Source organism: Idiomarina sp. UBA4520, assembly GCF_002388365.1.
GTDB lineage: Bacteria > Pseudomonadota > Gammaproteobacteria > Enterobacterales > Alteromonadaceae > Idiomarina > Idiomarina zobellii.
Genome location: NZ_DGMK01000013.1, coordinates 1 through 19,886, shown reverse-complemented (window position 1 = coordinate 19,886; position 19,886 = coordinate 1). Strand labels below are relative to the sequence as shown.

Here is a 19,886-nt window from a genome sequence, read left to right as displayed (position 1 = left end):
GATTTCTATAACCAGCCTAAAAGTTTAGCGAATACGGTCGCCAGAGCCTTTACCAGTCACTGTCATTAAAATGTATTTAAAATAGTTTTTAACATTCATGGTTTCAATCATTTTCCGATCAGTCTCAGCTAGTAATTCAGGCGCAGACATATCTATCTCATTCACCTGTGCCAACCCTGTTATACCTGGTCGAACATTAAATACACCTCTACTCTCTCTAACTTTAGTAAGTTCCTCTTGATTAAAGAGCCCGGGTCGTGGTCCAACGAGACTCATTTCCCCTTTTAAAACATTCCAAAGTTGAGGTAGTTCATCTAACTTTGTTCGGCGCAAAAAGCGACCAAATTTTGTAATTGATGATGCGTTTGCTAAGTGGCTAGCAACTGAGGCAGTATCCTTTTTCATAGTTCTAAACTTCACTAATATAAAAGGCCTTTTGTATTTACCGACCCGTTCTTGTCTGAACAAGGGAGAGCCCGTGTCAAAAAGTCCTATCAAAGTGAGCAACACAAGTATTGGCAGCCCAACGACCAAACCAATCAAGGAAAGAATGAAATCAAGTAGTCTGATCATTTTTTTAATTTACCGCTAGTTGTTTCTGAATCAATACAGTTTTGTATCGCTTGGTGAAAACTCAAAGGAGGCTCCCAGTTTAAAACCTGTTTTGTATTAGAAATATCTAGCTGTAGGTTTCCAAACAATCTGTCGGCAATGGCTTTTTTCCCTAGCATCCTCGCTACAAAACTCATTACAATTACAGGGAAAGGCCAAAGTTTCGGCTTTTTACCTTGAGCACGAGTTAAAGTTTCTAATAACTCTTTCGTGGATATGTCATAACCATCACTTACCAAAAAGGTTTCGTTCAGTCTTCTTGGATGCCGAACACACTTAGTAATCACACTGACCAAGTTGTCTAACGCAACCAAGCTCCTTTTATTATTCACTGACCCAAGTGGCAAAGGTAGATTTCGATTAGCTAAACTAATCAAAGCCTTGAAGTTTCCTTTAACATTAGGACCATAAACGAGCGGTGGTCGGATTATAACTAGCTCAGTCTGAGAACCTGATAGCTCTTCCTTTAGGACCAACTCAGCATCTCGTTTTGATTCACCGTACAAATCTTCTGGTAGGTATTCGCTTCTGTTGGTATATGGAGTGAGCGGAGAGGTTGACTCCCCAAGAGCTTTTACTGAGCTCAAAAAAATAAACCGCTTTACACCCAACTCTTTAGCTTGTTTCGCTAAACGATGAGGCGCGTGAACGTTATATTCTTTAACCTTTCTAATAAAAGCTTCATCGCCCGATGACTCAACATGAGCTAAAGCCGCGCAATGAATAACTGTATCAACGCCTTTAAGAACCGGGGTCCAATCTTTTGTCTCAAGAGGAACAGGGTGAACACCATCCCGCTTTGTACTTTTAGATGTTCCCCTCACTGAATAGCCTAGCCTTATCAGTTCTTTTCGAAGCTCACTTCCGACAAAGCCAGTCGCTCCACTAATAAGTATCATCTGGAGTTTCCTCTAGAAAAGCATTTAGCTTGGTCACAAATACGTCAAAGCTGAGCTCTTTTGAGATCGCGTTGGTAACCTCAGTGCCTAAAAAGAAGTTAATATTTCCTTTTTCATATTCATTCAAAAAGTTAAGCAACTTTTCCTTTGATGGCTCAACGACCAATCCAATCTTCTTTGAATTAACCCAACGAGCTAAGCTTGTATTGTTCCCACAGACTGCCAATATTGGAACACCTGAGGCGGCATAACTTGACGTTTTACTTGGAAATGCATATTTAGTCACTTCATCTTCGAGCGGCACAAAGCCCCAAGCATATCTAGGCATCATATTAGCCACTACATCTGGGGGTAAGAAGCCATGGAATGTGACACCACTATAAGTTTCACTCAGTCGTTGGAGATCATCTGAGTAGACTCCAGAGCCAATAAACTCGAACTTTAATTTGCCACCTTGATCTAAATATTCTGATATTGCTTCAATTAAAAGGGGAATGCGCTGCAACCTGCCTGCATTACCGCAAAAAGCTAGGGTACTATCTTCTCTGGTAGCTTTAGTTTGAGTAATATCTATCGCTGGGTTCGCGATAACTTCAACATTTCCTTTTAAAGCTGTTCTCGATTTTATCGTGCGCTTCATTTCATCCGAGAGTACCAACACCCTTCGAGCGTGCCTTAGCGTGAAGTTGTCTAAAGCCTTTACAATCTTAAAGAGGTAGCTGCTTTTTTTTAGGTATATAGAGGTAATTTCAGGGTGAATATCTTGTAGGTGATAGATATATTGAGCACTAAAAAGTCTGCTGTATATCGATACAATAAATGGGACTACGATGGGGGGATCAGTTGAAATATAAACAACTTTTGGCCTAGTTCGAATTAGCTGAACTAACACCCAAAACATAAAGAAAATAGACTCTGCTATTCTTTTCAACAAACTTGAGTCCGATTTGGCGGGCTTTAAGAAAGTTTTTGAATCTAGCCCCTCGCCTCTGGAGTATTTCGAGAAAAGCTTAGACAGCTTTTCTTTTCCCTGAGAATAAATGATTACTTTCTTATTTTTTGCCTGACTTTCCGCCAACCTGAGAAGCCCCTCCCCAACGACAGGGTAAACAGGCCAAAAGGATCGGTTAATAATCGCTAAATCATACTTCTTTTTAAGCATTACCAATCGTACCGACTAAATGAGTCCATATTTTTCCAATGCGGAGTTAATTTCGCAGTCCCAGTAATTAAACGAACAACTCGCTCTGAAGTGTTTCGAATTTTGTATTCTTCCGGAGTTTCACGTTCTGTATCAGAAAAGACATCGCGAGAGCTTGTAGCTATGCGAACTCCGTCAACGAGCATTTGCTTATCCAAGCCGGTTAACGCTATAGCACCGGTATCGAGCGCTTCGGGGCGTTCAATGGAGCGGCGTAATGTCACGGCAGGGAAGTCTAAAATTGAAGACTCTTCGCTTATAGTTCCGCTGTCGGAAATAGCACAAAATGCATCCATTTGCAGCTTGTTGTAATCAAAAAAGCCAAAAGGTTTTAAGAACTGGATACCTTCTAAGTCCTCAGTCAACCCGAGCTTTTCTAGCCTATTTCGCGTTCTAGGGTGTGTAGAGACAACAACGGGGTAACCATAGGTTTCATATAGAGTGCTTAAGCACTCAACGACTCTCTTGAGGTTCTCTTTACTATCCACATTCTCTTCTCTGTGAACGCTAACAATAAAGTATTTATTTTTCTCAAGCTTCAGGGTATCCAAAATATTAGACTTCTGAATTGAAGGTAATACATGCTCTAAAACCTCTCGCATCGGCGAACCGGTAAGGTAAATAAAGCGATGGGAGAGCCCTTCACTCAAAAGATGTCGTCTTGCATGTTCTGTGTAAACAAGATTGAAATCTGCTAAGTGATCGACCAGCTTGCGATTAATCTCTTCTGGAACATTGGCGTCAAAGCTTCTGTTACCTGCTTCCATATGGTAGGTAGGTACTTTCATTCGTTTTGCCATCATAGTGGCTACAGCACTGTTTGTATCACCTAGGACCAAAACAGCATCAGGTTTCTCTTCAAGAATAACCTGTTCTGTTTTTATTAAAATTTCGCCAAGACTTTTACCTAACGAAGAGGTATCAACATTTAAAAAGTGATCGGGCTGACGTACACCAAGCTCTTCAAAAAAGACATCGTTCAATTCATAGTCGTAGTTTTGACCAGTATGAACGACTTTATGTTCCACTACCTGATCTAGCGCTGCCATAACGCGAGACAGACGTATTATTTCTGGGCGTGTCCCCAGAATAGTCATTACTTTTAATTTTTTCATGAAAGCTTTACCGGTGCGTAGTAAGTGTCAGGATTATCACGATCAAATATCTCGTTCGCCCAGAGCATCACAACCATTTCGTGCTCGCCGACATTAGTAATGTCATGACTCCAACCAGGGGCTGTTTCCACTATTTCTGGTTTATCGCCACTGGTAAAAAGTTCGTGGTATTCGTTAGTCACCATATGACGAAAGCCAAAGTGTGCCTTGCCCTTTATAACCAGGAATTTTTCATTTTTTGTATGATGATAGTGCCCACCTCTGGTCACTCCCGGATGAGCAGTAAAAAATGAAAACTGTCCCGAGTCCTTAGTTTTTAACATTTCAACAAAAACACCGCGCTCGTCGCCATGTTTAGGTACTTCGTATGAGAAGCGGTCTTTGGGTAAATAGCTGACGTAAGTTGAATACAGTTTCCGGGTAAAGCCATCGCCAACCTTCTCTGTAACAAGAGTGTCGCGACTGTTTTTGAATAAACGCAGTTGCTCTGCAATGCTACCTACTGTTTGCTCATAAACAGGAAGCACTTCACTTAGCTTCTCGTTTTGTTCATTTTTATTCTTACCGGAAACTAGGTCACATGCCGCTCCTATGAACTCCTTGACTACATCATCAATATAAACAAGTTTAACTTTGGCGTCGGCATCGTTGACTTGTATAGGAAGGTCGCGAGCAATATTATGACAAAAGGTTGCTACCATTGAGTTATAGTTTGGTTTACACCACTTACCAAACACATTAGCTAGTCTGTAAACCTTTGCAGGCGTGGCATTATCTTCTGCGTAACTTTTGACTAATTCTTCTGCTTGACGCTTACTTTTACCATAAGCATTATCACGTTCAGCCTGAATAGACGAACTATAAATAACCGGTAAGGGTTTGGGCTGCTCGCTTAATGTCTTTAGTAACTCTTTTGTAAGGTCAGTATTTCCTTCAAAAAATTCACTTTTATTTTCAGGTCGATTCACACCTGCCAAATGAATAACGCAGTCAACACCTTTTAGCAATTCGTTAAGTTCAGATACTTTATGGTCTTTCGTGAACTTAACATACTCAATACCTTCCATTTCATCGATGTGAGCAGTGAGGTTTTTACCAACAAAACCATTTGCGCCAGTAATCAGTAACTTCATAACTAACCTTCTGGGTTAATATATTCGCCATTTGCGAACGCACGCATGAACGGTAGTTTATTCAATAGCTGTTTCATTCCCTCAACATCTAAGCGCTCAGTATTATGGGAATTATAGTCTTCAACCTGCTCTATTCTATTATCGCCTTGGTCAACATACTTAGAGTAATTTAGGTCTCGAAGATCGGGCGGTACACGATAATAGTCACCCATATCTTCTGCACAAACCATTTCCTCCCGCGATAAAAGCGCTTCGTAAAGCTTCTCACCGTGGCGTGTGCCTAGAGTTTCAATGGGATGTTCTGTTTTATCAACGAAGGACAAAATAGCTTTTGCTAACGTTTCAATAGTCGCAGCTGGAGCCTTCTGAACGAAAATATCGCCGTTCGTCCCGTGTTCAAATGCGTATAGCACCAAGTCGACTGCATCGTCCAAAGTCATCATGAAACGCGTCATGTTAGGATCCGTAATAGTGATTGATTTACCACTTCTAATTTGGTCAACAAATAGAGGAATTACCGAGCCGCGAGAAGCCATAACGTTGCCATAACGAGTCCCGCAAATAACGGTCTTATTCTCATCTACGTTACGCGATTTAGCCACCATAACTTTTTCCATCATGGCTTTTGAAATACCCATTGCATTAATAGGGTAAACAGCTTTATCTGTACTTAAGCAAACAACCCTTTTAACTTCATTTTGAATAGCCGCTTCTAGGACGTTTTCAGTACCCACCACATTTGTTTTTACAGCTTCCATTGGGTGAAACTCGCAAGACGGAACTTGCTTTAAAGCAGCCGCATGGTAGATAAAGTCAACACCACGAGTTGCGTTTAAGACGCTTTGATAGTCGCGCACATCGCCAATGTAAAACTTCAGTTTAGGATGATTATATGCTTTGCGCATATCATCCTGCTTTTTTTCGTCACGGCTAAAAATTCGTATTTCAGCAATATCCGTATCAAGAAACCGACGCAGGACTGCATTTCCAAACGAACCTGTCCCACCAGTTATGAGGAGGGTTTTATTTTGAAACATTAAAAATTCACCTATAAATAACTTTGAAACCCTGAACTAAAATTAAAGGTTAATCTAGCTTTGAACTTAACCACTGCATCAGTTCGTCTATATCTGTTACCTGTTTAATTCGGTCATCCCACAATGATGGAAACTGCTCATGAAACGCTTTGTTATCTTCCGAATTAAACAGTAGAGCGCAAGACAAACTTCCCGAATATATAGCTTCTAGCAGGACCGTAGACTTTCTAGCCAAAATCACATTACCTAATATAGCTTGATTAAAGTCTTCAATAATTTTTTCAGAAGGCAAGCCTAGCTCAATGTAACTATCTGCTGAGTCTAACGGATGTAGTTTTAGGTATACGTCTAGTCCTTTCTCAAGTAGGAGAGATACTATCATGAGGTTAATGTCCTTTCCTCTAGATTCAGGAAAAAACACAACCCTTCTCTCTACGTTTTTCTTTTCAACCTGACGCCCCAGAAGTTTTTGTACAACCTCTGGAGAATATATAAAGGTTTGATCAAAGCTTTTATAAATCTCTTCATAATACTTTTTTGTAGCCTGTGAATAGCAGTAGAATGCGTCTCCAACCACTCCTCTCGGCAATTGAATTGCATACTCCAAACCATGCGGATAACAAACCAGCTTAATACCTTTCTCCTTGCAGATAGTTTGTTCTGATAAAGCAAAGCGATCTTCCTTGTTACCGGTTATTACTGCAGTAGGGTTATAAAGATCAAGAAGTTCCGAAAAGTACGAAGTAAAATTCACCTTGTGAGCAAACCGGGGAATGTATAACTTTATCGCTCTAAAGGAGTCGCGTAATGGCAAGTAATTTGACGCTTCGCTACTAAGCTTGGGGAAATCCTTGAAAAAAACAGAAAAAGATCTAAAAAAGGCTATCAGTCGATGCTTAAACGGTAAGTTGTAGATATTGCTCTTATTTAACTTGCTAAAGGGGTTCTCTGAAAAAAATCTTACGGATTCTTCTTCAAGGAAACCTAATTTACTGGAAGTCGCAAACGTTCTAGCAACGCAGATCTTAGCTTCACATTTAGCGTGTCTGTCCACTTTTCTAGGAAATATAAAAAGAATAAAGGAATAAATAGCAGTTATAGTAAATAAAGCTGGGAATGCTACTAGCCACCATAAAAGTAGACTTAATGCTTTTGACATACCATCGTACTGCCTTTCAGGGCGTGCACCATAATATAATGTAAGCTCATTTATGTAATCACTGAGCTGTTTTTCCTTTGGCACTTTCAACTACTCTCGCTCTAGGCTCGTTAAAGATTCCATATTTCTAGTCGCACAAATACTATTTTCAGCTACCCATGATTCCCAATCCTTTACTTCACTCCAGCCACTTAAAAAAACGAAGTCTAAACTAACTGATTTAGCTGCCTCAAAATCATACTTACTATCACCGATAAAAAGAGCAGGCCTAACAATGTTGCCGCACTCTAGTTCTCTGCTCAAAATCTCTTCTTTAGTATCCGGACTACCAAAAATACCACCATTAAACCAACCACTGAGCCCCCGCATCTTGAAGATCTCTCTTAGCTCTGACTGAGCCCCTCCTGATACAATTAGCCAACGAGCATCGGGTGTCTTGTTGCGGAGCCTTTCCAAGTTCGGAGCTATAGAACAACTATTCAGCCCATCCCAAACGTTAGCACCGTAATCATCTAGTAACCTCTTAAGGGCGATCTCAGAAGGCTTCTTAACAATGTGGTCTAAAAAGTAGGAGAATTTCTTGTAACGCGACACTCCGCCGTTCTTTACATGATACTCAACCAGTTCATCTGCTGCTCTCTCTCCATATGGAAGAGCTGCTCTATAAAATGATTCGGTTTTTACCTTGTTCGAGTCAAGAACAACACCATCGCAGTCAAATACCAGTGTCGAGTAGCTTGTTACATTAAGTTTCATTATTGGAGATTATCCCTAAGAGCACTCTCAACTTTTTCAACATCACTCGGTATATCTACAGCTAAACTACCCGGCCGTGTCTCTATCATCTTGATCTTTTTGCCAAGCTCTAAGAATCGCAGGATCTCAATATCCTCACTCTGCTCCAACTCACTTTTTCGACCAAATTCCCTGAAAGCATTCAACTCATTCTTGGTAAATGCATAAATACAAACCTGCTTTTTGTAATTTACTGGCGCATGCGTATGATCCTTAAAGCCCGGTAAAGCCACGCGTGACATGTACACTAACTCATTTTTCTCATTAGTTATTACTTTTGGAATATTTACGCTGTGAGGGTCTTCACTTTCGGATAGCCAGCTAAACCCATTAATAATGGCGCTAGTATCGCTAATTTTGGCATCCCTCACCTTTAAAATGTCCTCCGGATCAACTAACGGCTCGTCACCTTGCACGTTTATAAAAATGTCTGCGTCAATTTGCATAGCAGCTTCGGCTAAACGGTCCGTTCCCGTTAACGCTTCACTTGAGGTCATTACAGCCTGAAAACCAGCCTCCTTTACTGCATCAGCTATTTTTTTATCTTCTGTCGCGACATAGACGTTATCTCGTCCCACCGCCTTTTCAGAAAGTTCAGCTACCCATATGATCATAGGTTTACCTAAAAGGTTAACCAGAGGCTTTCCTGGGTATCGGCTCGAGCTAAAGCGAGCAGGAATTAGAACAACACTTCGCATACAAAAATTACCCTTTTATAACGCATAGATAGATTCGCTATGCATTCCATATCGTGTTGGCGTAATTGCAGTTAATGGAACTGACTTTTCACTCTTTTGATATAGCTCTAGAAGCTCATTCATCTCTTGACTTCGCGGGTCGTCCGCGCCATAACCGTCAAACCCGGCCATTAAAATGTTCTTCGCCCGACCACTAGTTGCTACGGCTAGTGCATAGGCAAAAACTAAAGAATTAGGTAAAGTACAGTACGTATTTTCGAATTCGAATTTTCCGTCTTCTACATTTAAACCAAAGTCAAATACTTCTTTACTGGATAAGGACTGTTGAACATCTGACGGAAGTGCCGAAAACGGAGTAATTAGTGGTTGTGGTAACTTAGTATGTCGTTCGCAATCCGCTAATAGCCGCACCGGATGACAAGCCAAACGAAAGTCAATCATCTCGGCTTTTACAGACGTCTGAGTATTTAATGCCAAAACTAAAGGACGCTCTTTTTCTATATAGCTTTCAAGCGCTGCTTTATGTTCCGAAACTCCCGGACCGCTACCAAGAAGAAGAACATTTCTATTTTTAAATGTATCAACAGGGGACCATGATCCCTCGTGCTTATCGAAATAAAACTGGCGAGCAACACCCAGCGCTGAAGGATCGAATTTTTTACCACCAACAGTACGCAAATGTTCAATTACAGCTAAAATATCTTCTTCACTGTACCTTGGATCAGCCAGCATTTCCTGAACATAAGTTGGATGAATACCGTATTTTCCTGAAAGATAATAATAAGGGTTAGAGCCCCAACCATATTCGTTTTTCAGTGGCTGGAAATATCGACGAATAATAGACATAATAGGAATAAGGTTAACTTGGCTATTTCTTTTTTCTGCCGCCTCAATCACCAACTCTTCAGTTCTAGAGTTACCAGGACCTCGTCCCATGCCAGTTACTGTTGAGTCTAACCAAGTAACCCCCTCATTGAAAGCCTCCATCGTGTTTTGAAGAGCTAACCCCATATTGTCGTGGGTATGAATGCCTAAAGCCCCCTTCCAATATTTTCTTAATAACCTAATTATCTTTGTACAATGTTCAGGGGTCATACTTCCCATAGAGTCCGCAAAATACAGTACATCTAGGTCATAATTAGCGGCCGACTTAGCAAGGGCTGATATTTCCTCGTCTGTCCTATCCGCAACCTGCATTAAATTAAAGCCAACTTTATAACCTTTCGACTTCAACCAAGTGGACGCCGGTAAAGCTTTTTCAAACTCATGAACATGGCAAGCTATACGAACCATGTCTACAGGGCTATTCGACATTGCTTGAGGAAATAGTTGTAGCAAGCAATCTTCAAGCGGATGTTTACCAACTAGCTCAGAAGCATTAACCATCACAGCCACTTCTAAGTTCTCTGGAATTGGCAGTCTGTCTAAGTACTCGTCTGTAGTGTAAGCTGAAGCCCCTTTAAAGCCTTGATTCTTCAGTGAACGAAGACCAAGCTCAACGACATCTACCCCACTAGCAGACATCGCATTTAGATATTCGTAAACGACATCTACAGGAAAATTCCAGCTATTATAATAGCCACCGTCTCGAAGTGTGCAATCCAATAGTTTCACTATATACTCCTATGAAAAACTTTTAACTGGTAACTCCCAGAATCCTTTTGAAAATTTTAATTTGATTTTCCGTGTTCCATTTAGAATCGATTAGATTCATGCAGTTACGGCTAATAGCTTCATATTCTCTTTGGTTATATCTCAAGATCTTTATCATACATTCAGCCAAACTTCTCGTTGAGCCGTAGTCAAATAAGCAACCAGTCTGGCCATTAATGACAGCTTCAACCTCTGGCATTTGTAGTTCATAGCAGCTATGAGTTATCACAGGTGTACCAAAAGTCATAGAGTGTATTGCTGTCAGCCCTACATTACCGGGGGCAATACAAGCAATTCCATTCCCAATAAATTTGCCTAAAACCGCTTCGTCATATATTGCACCTTCGATCTTCACCCGATCCGCAAGGCCTAGCTCTAATGCTTTTTTCCGTAGAAAACCATTATCTACCTCCGGGCCTACCACTCTAAAATCAAAACTTTTATCTTCAATCAACTTCATTGCATCCAGCACGAGTGATAGTTTCTTATTATCAGTTATTCGGCCAATAAAAAGGAAGTAAGGTCGAGACCTATTGAATTCATACCCAAGCTTGATTTCGTTACTAGCCAAAAGATGGTGTCGAACTTCTTTTTGAAAATCAGACGCTAAAGAGTTATATATTGGTGTGATAATTGACTCTTCAAAGCCTTCATTGACCATTAGTTCTTTAGCTTTCTCATTATAAGTAAGAACCTGTTCAGACAGTTTAAAGTAAATTCTTTTAAGAAGTTTTTTAAAAAAAGTCTCTCTCCCATACCAAGCGTGAGTCCATAGATAGATCTTTTTTCTACTAAAAATAGAAATAAACAAGATTAACCAAACATGTATACTTTTAAAATTTCCAACAGCAATGATTGAATCATACTGTAAGCTTTTCCTGACAGCTCCTTGTAGAAAATGAACTTGACCTTCCTTACCTAAATAATTTCCAATTTCAGCTTTACTCCTTAACTCTTTAACATCCATTGACTTAATGGAAGTATCCAAATCGGAAAAGTAAAAATCAACCCCCAGCTCTGAGAGCTTCTTATAAATTTCCTTTCTATAATGGGAAGGCGTATTTGCTATCAAAATCGTTTTATTTTTCATAATTTTTAACAAGGGTTATTAGAGCCGCATTGAAAGACATTTGACAAATAATTAATAAGATTAAGAAAGTAGTACCCGGTAACCAAGAAAAAGCCAACATTAATCCCCTGCCTTTTTCTAAGGCAAAAATAAAGAAAAACATAATAACCGATTATATTTATTCTTTCACCGCCAACAAAGAATATAGCTACATAAAGGACAGAAAAGATCAAAACCACCTTTCCCACGTCCCTATGGCCGTAATACAACGAGGCAAACAAAAATAGAGATATTCTCAAGAAATCAACAAAGCTCTTATCTGAGTTATAAGCAGATATTTTAGATAGGATATGAGAAGAAAAGAAAGCGGCAACTATAATTAGAGAAAAAAATGATATTGATAAAAATATTAGGTTCTTCCTCGAAACCCTTCCAGAGAAAAGCGCTCTCTTAACATCATTAAAGTAGTTTCCGACGAGTAAAATTGAAACTACAACTAAATTTTGAAGGTGAGTAATTAAAGAGAAAAGGTATAAAAAAAAGGATGATTTTCTTTTTCCGTTAACAGACAAATAAATAGCAACCATCAAAAAAGCAACAGATATCTTCAAACGCTCGGCAGACAGAAATAAAACCCAAGAGTAGTAACCTAAAACAACTACGCTAAAAACAACTAAAAAATGAGCACCATACCGCCTTAGGATTTTAATTGAAAAATATGCAAGCGCAGAATTTATCAAGGCCATTATTAAATCTTTATCGAAATAATCTGATATTAACCATATTAAAAAAAAGTGACCGATTTCATTAGTAAAAATTTGGCTCTTATATATGGCATACGCCTCAATCAAGCCTTTACCCTGAATCTCAGAATAGACTTTCCTATATACCTCCTGATCTTCTAAAACATAAAAGGGAGATATAATTATACTTAAAACAAAAACCGAGAATACTATAAGTACACTAAATATTTTTTCTTTTTTGAAACCTACCCCCACCCATACTTCCTTACTATTTGATAATACTGTCGTTATTAAATTAAAAATTAGCAGTTTTAAAAGCTATCTCACAAGAAAAACCTATATATTTTAAGAGGAAACCTTAATTTTATTACGAAAAAATTTATAAGCTGATAGATACTCTCGCCTAAAGCTAGCGAAACCAGTCAACAGCAAAACGCCCCAAGCGACTGACATTGGCTTGCCGATATCATTACCATACAAAGTAAAGATACAAGCAAAAAAAACGGACAAAGAAGTATATGTATACAGAAATCCACGAGGCATTTTTCGCCATAAATATATGGAAAACTCAGTTCGTAATACGAAAAATACTAAGAAGGAAACACACGTGCTAACTGCCGCCCCCTTAGCACCAAATATAGGTATGAGCCAAAAGTTACCTGCTACATTCACCCCAAACGCAATTAACGCAGCTAACATCGCGAAAGAGCTGCGCCGAGAGATGCCAATACCAACTACTGTAGTTTCGGAAAGCATATAAAGAAGAGGAAATCCTAAACAGGAGACTAAAATCCATTGCACGGAGCTGTAAGCGGTTGGAAGTAAATAAGTTACAACCCAGGAAAATAGGCCTGCTAAGCAAAATAAGAGTACAACTATAGCCAGAACAAAACGTGTTGCCTTTTCAACATTTTCAAATCCTTCGCCTGAACTTGCCCATTTATAAACTGTAGGTGCCCATACGGTCGAAAAAACACTTTGAAATATAGTAGCTGCCGCAGCAAAGCTGACGGAAACGGAATATACCGCCAACTCCTCATAACTCGAAAATGTGCGGAGAAATACTTTATCAAGTGCTGTAAGCCCCCAGAAAGCAAGCCCTCCTAGAATTAGTGGAAGACCAAATCTCAGCATCGATTTAACTTCGTTTAGATTAAAAGGCGCGGACACCGCCTTCGACCACTCTTCCCGAGTATTCCACGCAAATACCAATGTTACTGCGACGAAAGAAACAGTCATTGCCGCGACTAAGTTTGTTAAGGTTTTATCTGCCCCAAATAATACGTATAAGCCAATTATAGAAACAAGTAGCAATTTTGGTAAAAGCTGACTCATTGAATAGGCTAGTCCGCGTTCGTTCATGCGCAAAACTAACGATAAAAAGCGTGACGTAAAACTGGCTAACAAAGCAAGCGTAACCAGAAGGCTCAGGTGGACCGCAGGAACTTCAAACAATAAGTTTGAAATTAGCTCACCAAAACATAATAAAACTGTAATAGTAAATGCAAGCAGTAATAATCCTGGCGCGGCAGCCTGTTTGAGCAATGCGGGTTTATCCTCTCGCTCGTGAAATTCCCTTACATAGGCTTGATCTAACCCAAGACTGAACAGCAGCACGCCAAAACTTAAAGTCACTTGAAGCATTGACAGGCGCCCCACATCTTCTTGAGCAAAAAACCAAGTGACTAAAGGTAGGGTTATAAGTCCGAGAAGGGCCCCGCCAACAGGACCTATTGCAAAACTGAGGATTTTTCTTGGTGTCACGCGTAAAATTCTTTAATAGCGCAAATAACCTGATTTTGATCTTGCTCTGTCATGCCATACCATAATGGCAAGCGAACAAGACGCTCGCTTTCCTGAGTCGTGTAATTGTCTTGCCCATGAAAGCGTCCAAAACGACTACCTGCACTTGCGGAATGGAGAGGAACATAATGAAAAGCAGCCATTACTTTTTGTTCTTTAAGAAACTTGATCAATTCAGAACGCTCTTCCAAATTTGAAACCTTAAGATAAAACATATGGGCGTTATGAATACAGCTTTCAGGAATAGTGGGTAGCTCTATAAAGCCACTGGTTTCTAAGGTAGCTAATTCTGAAAGATATTTGTGCCAAACTTTTAATCTAGCCTCATTAATTTTTCCTGCACTTTCAAGCTGAGCCCAAAGATACGCTGCTTGTAATTCACTAGGTAGATAACTACTTCCAACATCAACCCATTGATACTTATCAACCATTCCTCTGAAGAACTGACTGCGATTTGTTCCCTTCTCGCGGATGATCTCAGCTCGTTGTTTGAAGCGGTCGTCATTGATAATCAGCAATCCACCTTCCCCACCACTAGTATAGTTTTTAGTTTCATGAAAACTAAAAGCACCAAGGTGGCCTATCGTGCCCAACGCTTTCCCTTTATAAGAGCTCATCATGCCTTGAGCTGCATCTTCCACAACAAATAAACCATGCCTATTCGCAACATCCATAATCACATCCATTTCACAACCAACACCAGCATAATGGACGGGGATTATTGCTTTAGTTTTTTCAGTAATCGCTGACTCAATTAGTGTTTCATCAATATTCATTGTATCGGGGCGTATATCAACAAATACGATTTTTGCCCCTCGTAACACGAATGCGTTAGCCGTACTGACGAACGTATAACTCGGCATTATGACTTCGTCACCCGGCTGAATGTCTATAAGAATCGCAGCAAGTTCAAGCGCTGCGGTACAAGAAGGTGTTAAAAGAGCCTTTTTTGTTGGTAGCTTTTCTTCAAACCATTGCTGGCAGCGTTTTCCAAAAGGGCCATCACCCGAAACTTTATTGGACTGTAACGCTTCTGTAATGTACCGAACTTCGTCACCTGTCAGAGGTGGTTTATTAAATGGAATCATTAAAAATACTCACCAACTCAATGTTGAACTACCAGACTAAACCACCATCAACGGGCACGTCAGCTCCATTAATGAATTTTGCTTCATCACTTAGAAGAAATGCAACTACATCAGCAACATCTCTTGCGGTTCCCAATCGACCCAACGGGGTCTGTTCTGTAACCTTATTTAAAAACTTTTCAGGGACACTTTTAAGCATCTCTGTTGCTATAAACCCAGGCGAAACACTATTCACTCGGATTTTCTGTTCCTTTCTATTAAACTCCTTAGCCCAGGTTTTTGTCAGTGACACCAAAGCACCTTTCGAAGCTGAATAATTAGACTGTCCTATATTTCCTACATTACCAATTATGGAACTGACATTTACTATACTTGGAGTATCTGACTCGCGTAACAACGGGAGTAAGGATTTAGTAATAAGAAAAGCAGACTTTAAGTTTGAATCTAGAACGGTATTCCAATCACCGACGTTCATTTTTTCGATTAAAGAGTCTTTGGTCACCCCCGCATTGTTGACCAAATAAGATACTTCGCTGATTTCATTCAGTCGCAAGTAATCTAAAACCCTTTCACCGCTATCGTCATGGCTTAAATCAACATTGAATTCTTCAAAAAAGTTAGACTGAATAGGTTTATAAGTAGTTCTAGTCAAGCTTATAACTTTTACACCTTTCTCAACTAATCGCTTTGATATCTCTAATCCAATCCCTTTGCTTCCACCTGTAACTAATGCGATCTTTGCTTTAATATTCATCGTAAAACTTTACCCTTTGCTTAAGTAGCGTTGTTCCAAATCGAGCAGCCCTTTGTCTCGCTCTTTAACTCTCTTGGCAGGGTTACCAACATAAATCCCCCATGACTCAGTGCTTTTATTTACTAAGGAAAGGGCTCCCACTGAACACCCATCAGCTATAGTGACACCAGGGAATATCAAGCTACCAGCCCCTACTATTACATGTCGCCCAAGAACTACCGGAGCTTTTTTTTCAGCTTTATAGTCTGCAGGAACAGTTGGGTTGGTCAGGGTTTGGCCAGAATAATCATCGCTCTGGGCAAATACTTGGCATTGGTAAGCAAGTCCTGAAAAATCAGAGAAAGTTATTCCCTTTTCTCCACCCGCTACTAGGCATTGCGGTGCAATATGCACATTTCGACCAAAACTAACTGCCCCCGAAACGACGCAAAAGTCATCGATACGTGTATTGTCACCTATACTTATTAATTCTGGGTTATATATACGGGCATCTTCGCTAATCAGCACATTTGCTCCTACATGCTTGAAGCCTTTATTCTTTAATTCACTTTCTGTTAAATATGCCATAAATCACTCAAATATATATTTTAACTGTTTAACCAGATTCTCTTTACTGAAATATTTATAAATAATATGTTGATTGCGTGTTGCGACTTCGTCATCTAGCTTCTCTAACTTAAAATTAGCTACATCATAAAATGTAATGCCTAGGTAGCTAAGAAACTGCGTATGCGTGAAATCTGGTCGCATATAAACTGTTTTACCCATACCTAAAAGGGTAATTGTATTTCCCATTGCCTGCTGGCGCTTATGGTTAAAAATTGCTATATCGGTTGTTCTAAGAATGTTTAGATATTCATTTAATGGAATAAAATTCGTTAAGGGTTCAAATTTTTCTCCAAACTCTTGTCTGCCATAAGATATGACTTTTTCTGCGTGTTTTTTATCGCCATAAGACAAGGGAACAAATAAGCGAATGTCAGCCTCTTTATAGTCAGCTAACTTTGTTAAAGTTTCTATATGGTTATTACTTGGATCCGCAGAGTTCCCAACAATAATATTTATAGCTTCATTCGCTGGTTCTTTCCGTTCGAACTCGTTTGCGATGAATTTTTCATCCATAATATTGCTAACGTACATTATGCATTCTTTGTATTGGCCTTTAGCACCGTACCATTCCCTTGCAAGGGCTACATCACCAGGTATATAAGTCACCAAGTAGCCCATACGCTTTATGGCAAAAGTTCTGAGCATCTCTTTAACTTTATCTCTTTTCCTTAGTTTTGGCTTCTGATAAGAGTATAAATCGCCACCCCAAATAACCCAGTAACACTTCTTTAAAACCCACGGCATCAATGAAAGTAAAATGATTAGACGAACATCAAATAGTCCATGCAAAATTACCTTTTCTGCACACTGAATATCCCTAAAAACTCGCGCATAATGTTTTAAAGCACCAATTAGTGTGGGTTTGGATATTTTAAGATTATTTTGCTGAGGTATTGGATATTTTTTATTGTTACCTAAAACACAAAATAGGTGTTCTTTACCATCAAAGTTTTCATTTACAAATTTAATGAAGGGGGGAATGAATTTATCCAGATTCGCAATATGAAGTATCACGGCTGTCTAATTGCCTTTTACCAAGTCTAACAAATATTGACCATATCCATTTTTCTTTAACTGTTCAGCGTTATTTAGTAACTGTGATTCAGATAACCATTTTTGATTGAACCCAATTTCTTCTAAGCAAGCTATTTTATAGCCTTGCCGTCTTTCGATAGTTTCAACAAATTGCGCAGCTTCCAGCAAGCTCTCATGTGTACCCGTATCTAACCAAGCAAAGCCTCGACGCAAAAGCTCAACATTTAAACTTTCCTTGTCTAAATAGGCTTTATTAACATCCGTTATCTCTAACTCGCCTCTTGCCGACGGGGTAACATTTTTGGCAATCTCAACCACATCATTGTCGTAAAAGTATAAACCAGTGACAGCAAAATCTGATTTTGGTTGGGTCGGCTTTTCTTCGATTGACAAGACTTTGTTGTCGTTATCAAATTCCACCACGCCAAAACGCTCAGGGTCTTTTACCTGGTAGCCAAATACGGTTGCTCCACCATCTGTCTCAGTTCGTTTTACAGCGTCTAGCAGTTTAGGTCTAAAGCCATGCCCATAGTAAATATTATCACCAAGTACTAAGCATACACTGTCATCACCAATAAACTCTTCGCCAATGATAAAGGCTTGAGCTAAGCCGTCGGGGCTTGGTTGCTCTTTGTAGCTAAGCTCTATACCGAACTGTGAACCATCGCCTAATAGCTTTTCAAAGTTTGGCAAGTCTTCTGGTGTGGAAATAATGAGTATTTCACGAATACCCGCCAACATTAGTACCGACAGCGGATAGTAAATCATTGGCTTGTCGTAAATAGGTAGTAACTGTTTCGATACACCTTTTGTTATTGGGTATAGGCGTGTGCCTGAGCCGCCTGCTAATACTATTCCTTTCATGCCACTTCTCCTGACTGCGCACTTCCTAGCCGCTCTCGCTGGTAGCTTCCGTCCTGCACTCGCTGACACCATTCCTGATTGTCTAAGTACCATTGGACTGTTTTACGTATACCGGACTCGAATGTTTCCTCAGGTACCCAGCCTAAGTCCTTTTTAATTTTTGTTGAGTCAATGGCGTAGCGCATGTCATGGCCGGGGCGGTCTTCAACGTACGTTATTAAGTCTTTATACGAGCTGTTAGTGGGTACTAACTCATCAAGTATGTCGCAAATGGTGGTGACAACTTCAATGTTTTGCTTTTCGTTGTGCCCACCAATGTTGTAAGTTTCGCCAACTTTGCCTTCTGTTGCTACTTTGACTAATGCTCGGGCATGGTCTTCCACATACAGCCAGTCCCGTATTTGGTTGCCTTTGCCATAAACCGGTAAGGGGTTACCGTCTAAGGCATTTAAAATCATGAGCGGAATGAGTTTTTCTGGGAAGTGATATGGCCCGTAATTATTGGAGCAGTTAGTAATAACCGTCGGCAGTCCGTAAGTCCGATGCCAGGCCCTGACTAAATGATCACTACTGGCTTTTGAAGCGCTGTACGGTGAGCTGGGCTTGTAGGCTGTGGTTTCGGTGAATAGTGGGAGTTCACCTTCTTGCTCATCCGGATGCGGTAAGTCGCCGTAAACCTCATCAGTAGAAATATGGTGAAACTTAAAGGTAGCCTTTTGATTCTCTGGCAAGTTTTGCCAGTAAGCTCTTCCCTGCTCTAACAGAGTATACGTACCAATAATGTTGGTTTGCATGAACTCACCGGGGCCGTCAATGGAGCGGTCCACGTGAGACTCTGCCGCTAAGTGCATGACTACATCTGGCTGATGCTGCTCGAATACTCGCTTTATTTCGTTAGCGTCGCAAATATCGACTTGCTCGAATGCGTAGCGTTTATTGTTGCTGACGGATGCCAAGCTTTCTAAGTTGCCTGCGTAGGTGAGCTTGTCGACATTGACCACGCTGTGGTTAGTGTCATTTATTAAGTGGCGGATAACCGCTGAGCCTATGAAGCCTGCACCGCCTGTAACTAATATTTTCATAGAGTTCATTTTATTAATTTAGATATCTAACCTGACGCAATAGCGTCATATATGGTCCCCTCCCGTTTTTGCAACGTGAGCCTGTGGTAAATGTCGGGGCGCTCGCATATATACGGCCTGTTTATGGTGCGCTTTGCGCACCTGGCCTGGATGAACTCCGCACGGCAACTGGCTTATCAGGCTAACGTACTGAGTGTACTGAGGCTATCCAGTCTCAGTTGCCGTCGGTTTACCCTATTTTACCATCCTGCTTACGTTTGCAACTCCCGGAAGGAATGAACCTTCGCTTTGCTCTTTTACTAAACGCTGTTGCTGTTAAGCAGCAGCCATTCGGTAATCTTCTTTATTCTTTAACATCGCCCAGATTATCCGGGCGTGCTTATTGGCCAGTGCCACTGCGGCAACATTGTTGCCCCTGCGTTTGGCAACATCCTGTGCCCAGAGGCTCAGTCGGTCATCACGTTGTTGCGCTACCCGCAGCGCAGAGCGCGCTCCGTGCACCAGCAGTGTCCTCAGCTTGGTATTGCCTTTTTTGGT

The 19,886-nt window shown here is 40.4% G+C and carries 19 protein-coding genes and 1 pseudogene; all 20 read right to left on the bottom strand.

All coding sequences use genetic code 11. The features are described 5' to 3' along the window. Window positions 1–24 precede the first annotated feature (24 nt). Entirely contained in the window at window positions 25–573 is a 549-nt protein-coding gene (locus B3850_RS05675; RefSeq protein ID WP_286911520.1) for a sugar transferase, read from the bottom strand. Beyond that, the gene (locus B3850_RS05670; protein ID WP_286911519.1) at window positions 570–1,511 is read right to left on the bottom strand and encodes an NAD-dependent epimerase/dehydratase family protein; all 942 of its coding nucleotides are present in this window, start codon (window positions 1,509–1,511) and stop codon (window positions 570–572) included. Before B3850_RS05670 ends, B3850_RS05675 begins: the two co-directional genes overlap by 4 nt. Then, a complete protein-coding gene (locus B3850_RS05665; protein WP_286911518.1) occupies window positions 1,498–2,673 on the bottom strand; it encodes a glycosyltransferase in 1,176 nt (391 codons plus the stop codon). The genes B3850_RS05670 and B3850_RS05665 overlap by 14 nt, the downstream gene beginning before the upstream one ends. Beyond that, on the bottom strand, window positions 2,673–3,827 hold the full coding sequence (gene wecB / locus B3850_RS05660) for a non-hydrolyzing UDP-N-acetylglucosamine 2-epimerase (RefSeq protein WP_286911517.1): 1,155 nt from the start codon (window positions 3,825–3,827) through the stop codon (window positions 2,673–2,675). Before wecB ends, B3850_RS05665 begins: the two co-directional genes overlap by 1 nt. Beyond that, complete coding sequence (gene wbjC, locus B3850_RS05655; RefSeq protein ID WP_286911516.1) at window positions 3,824–4,960, bottom strand: UDP-2-acetamido-2,6-beta-L-arabino-hexul-4-ose reductase; 1,137 nt, start codon at window positions 4,958–4,960, stop codon at window positions 3,824–3,826. Before wbjC ends, wecB begins: the two co-directional genes overlap by 4 nt. 2 nt (window positions 4,961–4,962) lie before the next feature. Continuing rightward, window positions 4,963–5,997, bottom strand: coding sequence for a polysaccharide biosynthesis protein (locus tag B3850_RS05650; protein ID WP_286911515.1), 1,035 nt, complete (start codon window positions 5,995–5,997; stop codon window positions 4,963–4,965). 49 nt (window positions 5,998–6,046) lie between these two features. Then, window positions 6,047–7,240: a hypothetical protein gene (locus tag B3850_RS05645; protein ID WP_286911514.1), complete on the bottom strand. Its 1,194-nt coding sequence runs from the start codon at window positions 7,238–7,240 to the stop codon at window positions 6,047–6,049. Between the two features lie 6 nt (window positions 7,241–7,246). Further along, window positions 7,247–7,912, bottom strand: coding sequence for an HAD family hydrolase (locus B3850_RS05640; RefSeq protein WP_286911512.1), 666 nt, complete (start codon window positions 7,910–7,912; stop codon window positions 7,247–7,249). After that, entirely contained in the window at window positions 7,912–8,649 is a 738-nt protein-coding gene (locus B3850_RS05635; RefSeq protein WP_286911511.1) for a 3-deoxy-manno-octulosonate cytidylyltransferase, read from the bottom strand. Before B3850_RS05635 ends, B3850_RS05640 begins: the two co-directional genes overlap by 1 nt. 15 nt (window positions 8,650–8,664) lie before the next feature. Continuing rightward, on the bottom strand, window positions 8,665–10,263 hold the full coding sequence (locus B3850_RS05630) for an aldolase catalytic domain-containing protein (protein ID WP_286911510.1): 1,599 nt from the start codon (window positions 10,261–10,263) through the stop codon (window positions 8,665–8,667). Window positions 10,264–10,285: 22 nt separating this feature from the next. Next, window positions 10,286–11,392: a glycosyltransferase family 4 protein gene (locus B3850_RS05625; protein ID WP_286911509.1), complete on the bottom strand. Its 1,107-nt coding sequence runs from the start codon at window positions 11,390–11,392 to the stop codon at window positions 10,286–10,288. Window positions 11,393–11,397: 5 nt separating this feature from the next. Beyond that, window positions 11,398–12,369: a hypothetical protein gene (locus B3850_RS05620; protein WP_286911508.1), complete on the bottom strand. Its 972-nt coding sequence runs from the start codon at window positions 12,367–12,369 to the stop codon at window positions 11,398–11,400. A 90-nt stretch (window positions 12,370–12,459) separates the two neighbouring features. Next, window positions 12,460–13,878, bottom strand: a complete 1,419-nt coding sequence (locus tag B3850_RS05615) for a lipopolysaccharide biosynthesis protein (protein WP_286911507.1) — start codon at window positions 13,876–13,878, stop codon at window positions 12,460–12,462. Continuing rightward, window positions 13,875–15,005: a dTDP-4-amino-4,6-dideoxygalactose transaminase gene (rffA, locus tag B3850_RS05610; protein WP_286911506.1), complete on the bottom strand. Its 1,131-nt coding sequence runs from the start codon at window positions 15,003–15,005 to the stop codon at window positions 13,875–13,877. Before rffA ends, B3850_RS05615 begins: the two co-directional genes overlap by 4 nt. Window positions 15,006–15,033: 28 nt before the next feature. Beyond that, window positions 15,034–15,759, bottom strand: coding sequence for an SDR family oxidoreductase (locus B3850_RS05605; protein ID WP_278355526.1), 726 nt, complete (start codon window positions 15,757–15,759; stop codon window positions 15,034–15,036). Window positions 15,760–15,768: 9 nt separating this feature from the next. Next, on the bottom strand, window positions 15,769–16,326 hold the full coding sequence (locus tag B3850_RS05600; RefSeq protein WP_286911505.1) for an acyltransferase: 558 nt from the start codon (window positions 16,324–16,326) through the stop codon (window positions 15,769–15,771). 3 nt (window positions 16,327–16,329) lie between these two features. After that, complete coding sequence (locus B3850_RS05595) at window positions 16,330–17,382, bottom strand: TDP-N-acetylfucosamine:lipid II N-acetylfucosaminyltransferase (protein ID WP_286911504.1); 1,053 nt, start codon at window positions 17,380–17,382, stop codon at window positions 16,330–16,332. A gap of 6 nt (window positions 17,383–17,388) precedes the next feature. Then, window positions 17,389–18,267 carry a glucose-1-phosphate thymidylyltransferase RfbA gene (gene rfbA, locus B3850_RS05590; protein WP_286911503.1) on the bottom strand — a complete coding sequence of 293 codons (879 nt, stop codon included), beginning with the start codon at window positions 18,265–18,267 and terminating at the stop codon, window positions 17,389–17,391. Further along, entirely contained in the window at window positions 18,264–19,349 is a 1,086-nt protein-coding gene (gene rfbB, locus B3850_RS05585; RefSeq protein WP_286911502.1) for a dTDP-glucose 4,6-dehydratase, read from the bottom strand. Before rfbB ends, rfbA begins: the two co-directional genes overlap by 4 nt. 315 nt (window positions 19,350–19,664) lie before the next feature. Beyond that, window positions 19,665–19,886, bottom strand: a pseudogene (locus B3850_RS05580) (IS110 family transposase); the annotation flags it as partial.